This window comes from uncultured Oscillibacter sp., from assembly GCF_910587525.1.
In the GTDB taxonomy this organism is placed as follows: domain Bacteria; phylum Bacillota; class Clostridia; order Oscillospirales; family Oscillospiraceae; genus Oscillibacter.
Genome location: NZ_CAJULS010000071.1, coordinates 1 through 11,909 on the forward strand (window position 1 = coordinate 1; position 11,909 = coordinate 11,909).

17 protein-coding genes and 1 pseudogene are annotated in these 11,909 nt (G+C 65.1%); 17 read left to right on the top strand and 1 reads right to left on the bottom strand.

The features are described 5' to 3' along the window. The 17 genes and pseudogenes from QZ326_RS07765 to pdaA all read left to right on the top strand — a co-directional run. Nucleotides 1–519, top strand: a pseudogene (locus QZ326_RS07765) (hypothetical protein); the annotation flags it as partial. Between the two features lie 75 nt (nt 520–594). After that, complete coding sequence (locus tag QZ326_RS07770) at nt 595–942, top strand: hypothetical protein (protein WP_295743512.1); 348 nt, start codon at nt 595–597, stop codon at nt 940–942. Nucleotides 943–957: 15 nt separating this feature from the next. Continuing rightward, nucleotides 958–1,995 (top strand): phage major capsid protein, encoded by a 1,038-nt coding sequence (locus QZ326_RS07775; RefSeq protein WP_295743515.1) that lies wholly within the window; start codon nt 958–960, stop codon nt 1,993–1,995. After that, nucleotides 1,992–2,357 carry a hypothetical protein gene (locus QZ326_RS07780; RefSeq protein WP_295743518.1) on the top strand — a complete coding sequence of 122 codons (366 nt, stop codon included), beginning with the start codon at nt 1,992–1,994 and terminating at the stop codon, nt 2,355–2,357. Before QZ326_RS07775 ends, QZ326_RS07780 begins: the two co-directional genes overlap by 4 nt. Then, entirely contained in the window at nt 2,354–2,674 is a 321-nt protein-coding gene (locus tag QZ326_RS07785) for a hypothetical protein (protein WP_295743521.1), read from the top strand. Before QZ326_RS07780 ends, QZ326_RS07785 begins: the two co-directional genes overlap by 4 nt. Then, on the top strand, nt 2,671–3,165 hold the full coding sequence (locus QZ326_RS07790) for a hypothetical protein (RefSeq protein ID WP_295743523.1): 495 nt from the start codon (nt 2,671–2,673) through the stop codon (nt 3,163–3,165). The genes QZ326_RS07785 and QZ326_RS07790 overlap by 4 nt, the downstream gene beginning before the upstream one ends. Continuing rightward, nucleotides 3,162–4,223, top strand: a complete 1,062-nt coding sequence (locus tag QZ326_RS07795; RefSeq protein WP_295743526.1) for a phage tail sheath subtilisin-like domain-containing protein — start codon at nt 3,162–3,164, stop codon at nt 4,221–4,223. The genes QZ326_RS07790 and QZ326_RS07795 overlap by 4 nt, the downstream gene beginning before the upstream one ends. Nucleotides 4,224–4,235: 12 nt before the next feature. Then, complete coding sequence (locus tag QZ326_RS07800; protein ID WP_295743529.1) at nt 4,236–4,625, top strand: hypothetical protein; 390 nt, start codon at nt 4,236–4,238, stop codon at nt 4,623–4,625. Beyond that, nucleotides 4,622–4,927 carry a hypothetical protein gene (locus tag QZ326_RS07805; RefSeq protein ID WP_295743532.1) on the top strand — a complete coding sequence of 102 codons (306 nt, stop codon included), beginning with the start codon at nt 4,622–4,624 and terminating at the stop codon, nt 4,925–4,927. Before QZ326_RS07800 ends, QZ326_RS07805 begins: the two co-directional genes overlap by 4 nt. A 3-nt stretch (nt 4,928–4,930) precedes the next feature. After that, nucleotides 4,931–5,509: a hypothetical protein gene (locus QZ326_RS07810; RefSeq protein ID WP_295743535.1), complete on the top strand. Its 579-nt coding sequence runs from the start codon at nt 4,931–4,933 to the stop codon at nt 5,507–5,509. A gap of 30 nt (nt 5,510–5,539) precedes the next feature. Next, nucleotides 5,540–6,124 (top strand): LysM peptidoglycan-binding domain-containing protein, encoded by a 585-nt coding sequence (locus QZ326_RS07815; protein ID WP_295743538.1) that lies wholly within the window; start codon nt 5,540–5,542, stop codon nt 6,122–6,124. Continuing rightward, nucleotides 6,121–7,065, top strand: a complete 945-nt coding sequence (locus QZ326_RS07820) for a hypothetical protein (protein ID WP_295743540.1) — start codon at nt 6,121–6,123, stop codon at nt 7,063–7,065. Before QZ326_RS07815 ends, QZ326_RS07820 begins: the two co-directional genes overlap by 4 nt. A gap of 6 nt (nt 7,066–7,071) precedes the next feature. Further along, nucleotides 7,072–7,479, top strand: coding sequence for a hypothetical protein (locus QZ326_RS07825; protein WP_295743543.1), 408 nt, complete (start codon nt 7,072–7,074; stop codon nt 7,477–7,479). Between the two features lies 1 nt (nt 7,480). Next, nucleotides 7,481–7,828, top strand: coding sequence for a hypothetical protein (locus QZ326_RS07830; protein WP_295743546.1), 348 nt, complete (start codon nt 7,481–7,483; stop codon nt 7,826–7,828). A 14-nt stretch (nt 7,829–7,842) separates the two neighbouring features. Beyond that, complete coding sequence (locus tag QZ326_RS07835; RefSeq protein ID WP_295743549.1) at nt 7,843–8,901, top strand: baseplate J/gp47 family protein; 1,059 nt, start codon at nt 7,843–7,845, stop codon at nt 8,899–8,901. A 3-nt stretch (nt 8,902–8,904) separates the two neighbouring features. Next, a complete protein-coding gene (locus tag QZ326_RS07840) occupies nt 8,905–9,471 on the top strand; it encodes a hypothetical protein (RefSeq protein ID WP_295743551.1) in 567 nt (188 codons plus the stop codon). A gap of 170 nt (nt 9,472–9,641) precedes the next feature. Next, nucleotides 9,642–10,472: a delta-lactam-biosynthetic de-N-acetylase gene (gene pdaA, locus QZ326_RS07845; RefSeq protein WP_295743553.1), complete on the top strand. Its 831-nt coding sequence runs from the start codon at nt 9,642–9,644 to the stop codon at nt 10,470–10,472. A gap of 219 nt (nt 10,473–10,691) precedes the next feature. Here pdaA and QZ326_RS07850 read toward each other — a convergent pair. After that, nucleotides 10,692–11,909: sodium/proline symporter (locus QZ326_RS07850; protein WP_295743556.1), on the bottom strand; the 1,218-nt coding region annotated here is incomplete at its 5' end.

An 11,909-nucleotide genomic window follows, 5' to 3' on the forward strand; every position in this document is an offset into this window, starting at 1 on the left:
GACCTCATCGCCGAGATTGAGGGTGGCATCAAGAAGGAGGTCAGCGTGGGGTGCAGCGTGAGGCGCAGTGTGTGCTCCATCTGCGGCGCGGAGGAGGGCGGCTGCCAGCACGTGAAGGGACATGTCTATGACGGGAAGCTGTGCTTTACAGAGCTGCGGGAGCCTGCCGACGCCTACGAGTGGTCCTTCGTGGCGGTGCCCGCCCAGCGGAGCGCCGGAGTGCTGAAGCGGTTCGGTCAGGAGGACGGGCAGCTGACCCGGCTGCGTAAGGAGGCCGCGCTGGGGCGGCGATATCTGGCGGAGCTGCGGCGGGAGGTGGTACGCCTTGCCATGCTGGCGGACGACTGCCTGGACGGCGGCGTGTTCGCCAAGGCGGCGGAACGGATGGAGGAGCCGGAGCTGCTGGCACTGAAGGAAGCCTACGGTGCACAGGCGGCCAAACGCTTCCCGGCATCGCCCCAGCTGCGCCCCCGGCCCGCGGAGGAGGAGCGGGGCGACGCGGGGGCATTCCAGATTTGAGCCACGGGCCGGAGAGGGCGGAAAGAGGCCTCCGCCCTCCCGCCCCGAGCCATAAAAAACAGTAGGAGGACGGCAATGAGAGTTTCTTATGAGGGAATCGGCCAGTGGGCCGCCACCTTCGCCTGCAGCGGGGTGCGCGAGGGACAGGTGGTGAAAGTCAGCGAAGGCGGCACGGTGAGCGCCTGTGAGGAGGGCGGCAGCTTCTGCGGCGTGGCGCTGGCGGTGAGCCGGGGCGGCGATGCCTGTACCGTGGCCCTGGGGGGCATGGTGACCGCGGGGTACTCCGGCGGCACCGCGCCCGGCGTGGGCTGGGTCAATCTGGCGGCGGACGGCAGCGGCGGCGTAACCGCGGCGGACGGCGGGAGGAGCTATCTGGTGGTGGACGTGGACAGCAGCGTCAAGACGGTCACATTTGTACTGTAACAGGAGGAGGAAACAATGAGCTATCATTTTGAGAATCTGAAACTGGAGAAGGGCATGTACGGCCGGGGCGGCCGGACCTTTGCCCAGACGCTGGAGGAGCTGGACCCTAGCGAGCAGTACCGCGGCACGGCCCTGGAGGGGCTGGACGCCTTCCAGCGGCAGCTGAAGCGGTTTGACATCCATGTCAAGGGCGCGGGCAGCGATAGGGTGGAGAAGTTTTTCCACACCTCCGACTCCGCCGTGCTGTTCCCGGAGTTCGTCTCCCGGGTGGTGCGCCAGGGGCTGGAGGAGGAGAGCGTTCTGCCCGCCATTACCGCCACGGTGACCCGGTTTGACGGCATGGACTACCGCTCCATCGCCTCCGTGCCCACAGAGGCGCAAAAAAAGCTCCGCCGGGTGGAGGAGGGGGCAGAGATCCCCCAGACCACCATCCGAACCCAGGAGAACCTGGTACGGCTCCACAAGCGGGGCAGAATGCTGGTGGCCTCCTACGAGGCCATTCGGTTCCAGCGGCTGGACCTCTTTTCTGTGACGCTGCGGCAGATCGGCGCGTACATCGGGCGGATGCACCTGGAGGACGCCATCGGAGTGCTGCGCAACGGCGACGGCAACCAGAATCCGGCTCAGGTGTTCACCGCAGGTACGGCTCCCATTACCAAAGGCACCAAGACCATGTCCTATGGAGCGCTGCTGGACTTCTGGAGCCAATTCGACCCCTACACCATGAATACCATGCTGGTGAGCAGCGACATGATGCTGGCCATGCTGAAGCTGGCGGAGTTCCAGAATCCCCTGACGGGGCTGAACTTCCAGGGCACCGGCACGCTGACCTCTCCTCTGGGAGCAAAGCTCCTGCGGACCTCCGCCATGCCCGCCGGGACCATCATCGGCCTGGATAAGAACTATGCCCTGGAGCAGATCTGCGGCAGCGAGATCACCGTGGAGTATGACAAGCTCATTGACCGCCAGCTGGAGCGGGCGGCCATCACCTCCATCTCCGGCTTCGCCAAGCTCTTCACCGACGCGGCCAAGGTTTTGACGGTCACGGAATGAGCGGGGAGATTTTGACGCTGGCCCGGATTGTCTCCGGCGCCGGAGAGGCGGAGGCGGCCCTGCTGAGTCCGCTGTGCCAGGCGGCGCGGCAGCGCTGGGAGGTCCGGCTGAGGCCGGGCCTGACCCCGGAGGACTGCGGGGCGGCCTTCTCCTGCGCCGCCGCCTTCACGGCGGCGGCGGACTTGGCGGCGGGCCGAAGCGGCGGCTCTGTCAGCGCCTTTACGGCGGGGGACATCTCCGTCAAGGGACGGGGGGCGGCGGAGGCCGCCGCCCTGGCCCAGGGTCTCCGCCGGACGGCGGAGGAGCTGATGGCTCCCTATGCGGAGGCGGAGGACTTCTGTTTCAAAGGAGTGCGGGGATGACAGCGTGGACAGAGGAAATTTTATCCCGCCACGGCCAGACGGTGACCCTTGAGACAAAGGAGGGCCGCCGCACCGTGCAGGCGTTTTTGCAGCCGGTACGGGAGCGGCGGGAGGAGATCCCCGGTACGGTGACGGAGATCGGCTGGACGGACGGGCGGCTGTGGCTGTATCTGGGCCGGGAGGAGATCGGGCCCGGGGACGCGGTGGAGTGGAACGGCATGGCCCTCCAGGTGCGCAGCAGCCGGCCCTGCTATATCGGCGGGACACTGAGCCACTGGCGGGCGTCCCTGGAACGGAGATGGGAGGCAGCGGAATGAAAGAGCTGGCACAGGTGCGGGATGCTGTGATCTCCGCCCTGCGGGGCGCGGGGCTGACGGCCCTGGCCGCATTTCCGGCGGAGCACGCCAGGGCTTACAGTGGAGCTGTGGCTGCGGTGGCGGTAGGAGCCGCCCGGGGAAAGGCTGTGGGGCTTTGCAACTATTTAGGGGAGGTAGATGACAAAACGCACGGCACCGTCCGGGAGGTGTACGGAAAGCAGCTGGAGGGGATTATCACAGTGGACATCCGGGGCCGCCGGGCCGCGGAATGCGAGACAGGCTGTGAGCGGGCCGCTGAGGCGCTGCTGGGCGGCCTGCCCGCCGGTATCCGGCCCGGAGAGCTGCGCTGGGAGGCCCTGACGTGGGAGCGGGAGACGGGAATGTTCCTGCGGCGGGGAGAACTGCAATGCCGGACCTTTTTTGTGGCGGAGAGCCGGGAGGACGGAGCGGCGTTTTTGAATTTTATTTTGAAAGGGGTAATCACCAATTGAACGGAATCTCACATGAGCGGCCAGGTGTCTACTCGGTCTATGACACATCGGCGGTGGTGTCTGCCGGACAGGCCCCCAAGGCAGTGGGCGTGGCCGCAAGGGCCGCCAAGGGCACGGTGGGCACGGCGGTGACAGTGACCGGCTACGCCGCCGGGGCGGAGGCCTTCGGCGAGGACACCGCTCCGGGAATGGGCACGCTGCTGCGGCTGCTGTTCCTCAACGGCGCGTCCAGCGTGACGGCGGTGCGGGTGGCGGACACCGGGACACTGGAGGACTATCAGTCGGCTTTTGAGGCATTGAACAAACAGGATGTGCAGGTGGTGGTATGCGACAGCGCCGACCAGACGGTACATCAGGCGCTGCGCGGCGCGGTGGAGACGGCCTCCGCCGCCCGGCAGGAGCGCATCGCCGTGGTGGGCGGCAGCGGAGAGGATGTGTCTGCCCTGGTGAAACACGCGGCGGCGCTGAACAGCGAGCGCGTGGCGCTGGTGGGGCCCGACGCCCTGGACAGCCAGGGGGAGACCATCCCCTCCGTGTTTGCCGCGGCGGCTGTGGCAGGAGCCGTGGCCTCCGGCCGGGACCCGGCGGCTCCCCTCAACGGCGCGGCCCTGCGGGGACTGGGCGGCCTTGCCGCCGATTACAGCGACAGCGAGATCGATCTGCTGGTACGGGGCGGCGTGACGCCCCTGGAGAACGCGGCGGGCGTCATCTCCCCGGTGCGGGGCATCACCACCCGGACCACCACCGGCGGCGCGCCGGACGCCACCTGGAGGGAGCTGACCACCGTCCTCATCGCGGACGACGTGATTCCCGCCATCCGCAGCGCCCTGCGGAGCAAGTTCTCCCGGGCCAAGAACACGCAGCGCAGCCGGGGGGCCATCCGCTCTCAGGTGATCGTGGAGCTGGAGAAGAAGGCGGCAGCGGAGATCATCGACGGCTACGGGGACGTGGCGGTTTCGGCCTCCCCCGACGACCCTGCGGTGTGCCTGGTGGAGTTCAGCTTTGCCGTGGCCCACGGCCTGAACCAAATCTATCTGACAGTACACATCACGGTGTAAGGAGGGCGGAATATGGAGATGAAGGGATTTCCCACCAGCGCGGACATCTATCTGGAGTTGGACGGAAGGAAGATCGCGGTGGTGCAGGGGTATACCGCCAAGGCGTCCAAGTCCTCCCGGTTTGTGGAGGCATTCGGCGAGAGCGAGCCGGTGGCTACCATTGACGGCCAGCGGAAATACACCCTGGAGCTGACACGGCTGTACGCCACGGACGATGCCGTGTCCGACGGCATCAATTTCTATGACCTGGAGGACTTCTCCCTGGTGATCTGCAAGCCGGACCGGAAAATCATTTACAGCGGCTGCCAGTGGAACGCCATCCAGGAGGAGGGCCAGCTGAACGCCATGGTGGCGGAGAAAGTGACGCTGGTAGCCTCCAAGCGGATCGAGACCTCGGCGTGAGGGACATCGATGAGCTGCGGCCGCTGACGGCGGGCCGCCTGCTGGCGCTGTGGCGGGAGACCCGGGAGGCGGCGGAGGATCCGCTGGAGCGGACCGTCCTCTGCAATGCCAGAATCGCTGCGGCCTGCTGCTTTTACCGGGGAGAGCCGGTATTTGAGGATGAACAGGCGGTGCTGGCGGACCTGACGGGCCATCAGATCGAGACGCTGCTGCGGCGTCTGGCAGAGGCAGAGCCCGCAAAAGAGGAAACCGGAAATCCCGCCTTTAACCAGAGGCGCTTTGAAACGCTGCGGGAGGGCTGAGGTATGGATTACATCCAGGAGGAGTTCCGGCGCCAGCGGGAGGCACTGGCCGGCCTGCTGCTGGGGAGAGGACCGGTTGGCGGCGAGGGCGGCGGCGCAGAGCCGCCGGCAAAGGGCGTGAACGTGCCGGCGGGCTTACCGGCGGGCGCACGGGCGGGCGCTGTCCCGGAGCGGGTGCAGGCGCTTTCTCTGGCGGAGAACGCGTATGAAGGGAATCCTGCGTGGAGCGGGGGCCTGGCGGCCCCAGGTCTCCCCCGCTCCGGTTCCCGGGCGGAGGACGCCGGGGAGGCGGCGGAGTTTCTATGGGGAGAGGCCTTGGCCGCCTTTGCGGAGAACGGACGGCAGGAGGAGATATCTGTACCCGCAGAAGGCGCTTCCCCGCCCGGCTCGGCTGGCGCCGTGCGGAGGGCGGACACTGGCGGCCCGGCGGCGGGGCGGTCTCCGGCAGGCATTGCCCGGGAGCGGACGGTGACGGAGTTTGTTCAGGTGGAGAGCGGTGGCGCTGCCGCCGGAGCGGAGGCACTGTCCCGGGCTTTTCAGCGGGACGCCCGCCGGTACGACGGCGGCTTTTCCCTGTATTAGGGGAAACATTTTGAAGAGAGGAGCGTGGTCATGCGGCTGACATCCATGCGGTACAAGGACTATACCTGGCCCCACAATCCGGAGATCTACACGGTGGAAAACCGCCGCCGTGTGGCGGTCCATAAAATTCCCTTCGGCTCCTGCGTCTTTCAGGAGCTGGGGGGCACCTACCGCATTCTGCGGGGGGAGGGAGAGTTCTCCGGAGCGGACGCCTACGACCAGTTCCGGCAACTGGAAGGCGTGTTTCAGGAGGGCGGACCGGGGCAGCTGGTTCACCCGGTGTGGACGGTCCAGCGGGCCTACTTTGTCTCCCTGAAGGCCACAGAAAAGCCTTTGCCGGATTACGTGCGGTACAGCTTCGAGTTCTGGGAGGACTGCGGCGGCTACGGCGGCGGCCTGACGGAGAGCGACAACGGCGGTGCGCTGCTTCACCCGGGGAACCAGACCGGGGGCGGCGCCAGCGGGAACCGGACCGTCCACATTATAAAAAAGGGGGATACCCTCTGGGGTATCGCCCGCCAGTACGGCGCGGCGCTGACAGATTTAATCGCGGCCAACCCCCAGATCAAAAACCCCAACCTGATCTATCCGGGAAATGAGGTGTATCTGCCGTGACAGGACGGGTATTCACCTGCGACCACCGGGTCTATGACCTGCCGGAGCCGCTCTCCTGGGAGGTGGTCCACACGGGGACGGTCCCCTGTGACAGCTACTCCGTGACATTTTTATACGACAGGAGCATGGCGGAGGTCCTGCGCCTGGCGGCGGGCTTTGCCGCCATTTACCGGGGTGAGACAATGCTGCGGGCCATTGTGGACGAGTACGCCGTGGAGCTGGGGAGCATCGGGCTGACGGCGACCATCACCGGGCGGGGCTACGCTGCCCGGCTGCTGGACAATGAATCCCGGCCCCTGACCTACCAGGACGCCACGCTGGCGGAGATTGTGCGGCGCCATGTGACGCCTTACGGCATTGCCGCCGGGGAGGTGGCGGACGTGCGGGCAAGCTCCGTCTACACCGTGCCGGCGGGGGTCAGCCAGTGGAAGGCCCTGGAGGGCTTCTGCCGGACCTACGGCGGGTTCTCCCCCCGGTTCTCCCGGGACGGAAAGCTGCTGGCCGCGCCGGAGAAGGGCGGCGGGAAGCGCTTTTCCATTGGCGAGGGGGACCCGGTGCTCTCCTGTACACTGCGGGAGGACCACTACGGCGTGCTGACGGAGGCACTGGTCATTGACAAGACCAGAAACGCCTCTTACAGCGTGAAAAACGAGGATATGATTCAACGGGGCGGACAGTGCCGCCGGGTGGTCTACACGCCGGGCCAGAGCACTTGGGACGCTATGCGCTACACAGGGGAATACCAGATCCGCCGGTCAAAGGAGGACGAAAAAACGGTGACGCTCTCTCTGCCCGGAAGCTTTTTGGCCTTCCCGGGGGACCAGGCAACGCTGCGGCTGGACCGGATGGGGCTCTCCGGCTCCTTCCGGGTGACAGAGGCGGCAAACGTCTTCTCGGCAGAGAAGGGGGCCTCCGTGACGCTGACATTGAAGGGAGGATGAGAGAGTATGTGGCTTTCCAGTAAAATGCGGCCTGCTCCGGCCGCGGCGGACGCCGACCTAGGCGTTACCACTATTGCCGGGGGCAGCGTGGGTGTGATGACCCGGGGCGAGGTGCGGACGGTACCTATTTATGGCCCCGGCGGCTATGTGTGGATGCCGGAGAGCGGCGCGGCCGTGCTGGTGGTCAAGGGCGGTCCCGGCGGTGAGGAGCAGTGTGTTTCAGGCATGAAGCAGTGCGCACCGCCGAAGGGGATGCAGCCGGGAGAGGTGCTGGTGTACGGCCCCGGCGGGAACTCGGTGTACCTGAAAAGTGACGGTACGCTGGAGCTGCGGGGGAAGGTATGTGTAGAGGGCTCACTGTGGATCAACGGCGCGGCCTGTTCCCCCTGCCTGTGCGGAGAGGAGCTCTTGTGATATGGAGTTAAAGCTGCGAAACGGCGACTATGTGCCTGACGGCGTGGGCGGACTGAAACGGGTGGAGGGAAGGGAGGCACTGCTGCAGCGGGTGCTGTTCAAGCTGACGGCCCGGCGGGGCGCCTTTCCCTTTTTGCCGGAACTGGGAAGCCGCCTGTGGCAGCTGGGAAAAGCGCCCCCCGCCCAGCAGCAGGCCGCGGCGGTCCAGTATGCGGCGGAGGCCCTGGAGGGTGAGGCGCTGACGGTGGAGTCGGCAGAGCTGGAGCCCAGGGGACAGGGTGTCGTGGCGCTGAAGGTGAACTGCGTCTGGCAGGGGAAACCCCTGCCGGTGACGGTGGAGATTGTATAGAGAGGAGAGGACGGGTGAAAAGTGTTGATGAAATCTATCAGGAGCTGCTGGACGCCTTTGCCCAGCGGGCCGGGTTTGTGCCGGAGAACACCTGCGACCTGGCGGTACGGCTGTATGCTGCGGCGGCGCAGATTCAGGCACTGAACATTCAGGCGGAGTGGGTTCTGGACCAGAGCTTTCCCCAGACGGCCCGGGGCATGTATCTGGACCGGCACGCGGCCATGCGGGGGCTGAGCCGTCTGCCTGCGTCCAAGGCCGCCGGTACGCTGCGGTTTTCCGTGGACTCGCCCCCGGCGCTCTCGGTGGGCATCCCGGCGGGGACAGTGTGTATGACGGCAGACGAGCGGCGCTTCCAGACCACAGGCGGTGTGACGCTGGAGGTGGGCAAGACCTATGTGGATGCCCCGGCGGAGGCGCTGGAGGCGGGCAGCGGAGGCAATGCCGTAGCGGGGGCGGTGCGGTTTCTCACCGCCTGCCCTGTAGCGGTGACGGCCTGCGTCAATCCCGCAGCCTTCTCCGGCGGCAGCGACGCCGAGGACGACGAGACGCTTCGGGAACGCATTCTGGAGAGCTACCGGCGGCTGCCCAACGGGGCCAACGCCGCCTGGTACGAGCAGACCGCCATGAGCCACGACGGTGTGGCGGCGGCCCGGGCGGTGGGCCGGGCCCGGGGCATCGGGACCGTAGACGTTTACATCGCCGGAGAGAGCGGCCTGCCCGGGGCGGCCCTGCTGGAGGAAGTTCGGGAGGATCTCCGGGAGCGGCGTGAGATTGCCGTGGACGTGGAAGTGAAGGCCCCCGCGACGGTCCCGGTAAACGTGAGCGCCGCCATTGCCGTCCGAGAGGGTGCGGACTTCGGCGAGGTCAAGGCCCAGGCAGAGTTGGCCGTCTCCAACCTCTTCACCGGACGGATGCTGGGCCGGCCGGTGCTTCTGGCAGAGCTGGGGAACCGCCTCTACGGCCTGGAGGGCGTGGAGAACTACCGTTTCTCCGCGCCAGCAGAGGATCTGGCGGCGGACGGCACGGTGCTGCCGGTGCTGGGAACGCTGACAGTGACAGAACTGGAGGCGTGAGATATGTACGAGGCGTATTTGCGGCAGCTGCTCGCGCCTCTGGGCGTCTATGACCTGGGCAGCGGCTCCATAAACGGTGCGGAGCTGTACGCTATAGGACTGGCCCTGGATCAGACTGGCTGGAGGCTGGAGGCCGTGGAGCGGGAGTCCATCACAGCCACGGCGGAGGATGAGGGCCTGAGCCGCCGGGAGGCGCTCTTCGCCCGGCGTCCCGCCGCCGTCACGCTGGAGGAGCGGCGGGACGCCATCGCGGCCCTGCTTCAGATCGACGGGGACAGTTTGACCCCCTCCGCTATTGACCGGGCGATTCAGGGCTGCGGCATCCGGGCCAAGGCCTTGGAGATGGACACAGGGCACCTGCGGGTCATCTTTCCGGGAGTGGGCGGCGTTCCGGCGGAGTTTGAACAGATCAAAAAAATCATTTTGGACATCCTGCCCTGCCACCTGGAGGTTGAGTTTTACTTCCGCTACCTGACCTGGGAGGAGTGTGAGCGGGCCGGATACATCTGGGCGGAGGTTGAGGAGCACACCTGGGAGAGCTTTCAGCTGGCGGTGCCGCCGGAAGAGTAAACGCGGCGATGCTCTCCGGGATGCAGGCAGCGCAGAAAACCGCGGGATGAAACAGCCGGAGCAGTTTCCCCTGCTCCGGCTGTTTACAATTTTTACAGTGTCGAAAATCCGCATAATCGGCAGTCAGATGCACAACCTGAGACAGAATTCCAAATCCACAGGAGGTTCTTATGCGAGAACGACCAAACCACTATTGGGCCGCGCTGCTGGCGCCCCTGGCGCTGTTCGCCCTGGCAGCGGCGCTCTTGTACCGCCCCTCCGATGTCTCTGTGCCGGCTTCCTCCCCGGCTGCTGTGCCGGTGTCCACGGACAACTGGGGCCTGTCCTTTCAGACCGAGGGCGCCTCACCGGTGGGAAACGCCCCGGTGGAGCAGCTGGCTCAGTATGACGCCTATTTTCTGGGGGACACCTCTCAAAAAGTGATTTACCTGACCTTTGACTGCGGCTATGAGAACGGATATACGGAGCAGATCCTGGACGCTCTGAAAAAACACCAGGCCCCCGCCGCCTTCTTTGTGGTGGGAAATATGATTGAGACCGCGCCGGATATCATCCGCCGTATGGCGGAGGAGGGTCATATCGTGGGAAACCACACCCTCCACCACCCGGATATGTCCAAGATCTCCGACCAGGCGGCATTCAAGAAAGAATTGGACGATCTGGCGGCGCTGTATCAGGAGACTACGGGCCGGGATCTGCCCAACTACTACCGGCCGCCTCAGGGAAAGTACAGCGAGGAAAACCTGAAGCAGGCCCAGGCCCTGGGTTATAAGACAGTATTCTGGAGCCTGGCTTACGTGGATTGGTACGTGGACAATCAGCCCACGGCGGAACAGGCCTACGCCAAGCTGCTGCCCCGCATTCACGATGGGGCCATTGTTCTGCTCCATTCCACCTCCAAGACCAACGCCGACATTCTGGACGATCTGCTCACAAAATGGGAGGATATGGGCTATACCTTCGCCTCTTTGGACCAGCTGCCGGCCTGCGGCGGATCATAACCCAACGCAGCTGAAGAGAAGATATGCCCCTTTTTAACCGCGCCAACTATAAAGAATAGTCCGAAAAGGCTGCTTCAGTCTGTCAAAAAGCCTCGCCAATGGCGCGGGGAACTCTTCTTGGGTTCCCCGCACACACCCCTCCTTTCCGTTGCACACATTTCCTGCGTTTTTGACAGTCTGCAAAAAAGCCTCGCCAATGGCGAGGCTTTTCGCAATTCTTTAGTCTGCACCCATCTCGTCGAAAATCCGCTCAATCCCGCCGTCCGGCTTCGGCGTGGCCAGCGAGACCGCTACGATGACCACACAGGCCACCAGGAACGCGGGCAGCAGCTCGTAGATGTTCCAGATGCCTCCCAGGGGCTTCACCAGGAACTTCCAGATAAAGATCATGGCGCCGCCGGCCACAAGGCCCGCCATAATGCCCTGGCGGTTGCTCCGCTTCCAGAACAGCGCGCACAAAATGGCGGGGCCGAAAGTGGCGCCGAAGCCCGCCCAGGCGAAGGAGACAATCTGGAACACATTGCTGTCGGGATCAGAGGCCAGGAACAGAGCGACGACAGCGATGGCCACCACAGTGAGCCGGGCGATGAGCATGGTCTGCTTCTCCGTCAGCTTCACGCCGAACACGTCCTGCACCAGATTCTCCGAGAGGGCGGAGGCGGCGGCCAGCAGCTGGCTGTCGGCCGTGGACATGGTGGCCGCCAGAATACCGGCCAGGATGCACCCGGCCACAATGGCGGGGAAAATGCCGTAAGTGGACAGCAGATCGGAGAGTCTCACAATGATGGTTTCGGTGGCGCTGCCCTCCAGGAAGGGAACCCGGCCCGCGGCGGAGACAGCGTGGCCCACGATGCCGATGAACACCGCCACGCCCATGGAGATCACCACCCACACGGAGGCGATCCGGCGGGAGAGCTTCAGCTCGTTCTCATCCCGGATGGCCATGAACCGCACCAGGATGTGGGGCATCCCAAAGTATCCCAGGCCCCATGCCATCATGGAGATGATGCGGATGAAGCCGTAGGGCTCGGCGCTGTTGGAGGCCACATTGTAAGTCTCTGTGAAGCTGAGGAACCCGGGCAGAGACCGGGCGTGGTCCAGCACGGCGTCCATGCCTCCGGCCTGGACAATGCCGAACACCACGATGACAGCCAGCGCCGCGGTCATGATGATGGACTGGATCAAATCCATGGTGGCCACAGCGCTGAAACCGCCGATGGAGGTATAGCTGATAATCACGATGGCGCCGATAATCACCGCTGCCATGTAATCCCAGCCAAAGAGGCTGTTGAACAGCTTCCCGATGGCCGCAAGACCCGAGGCAACATAAGGCACAAAGAAAATCAGAATAATCAGGGCGGAGATGCACATAATCACCGGCCTCTTCTCGCCGTACCGCTTGGAGATGAAGCTGGGGATGGTGATGGCGTCCAGCTT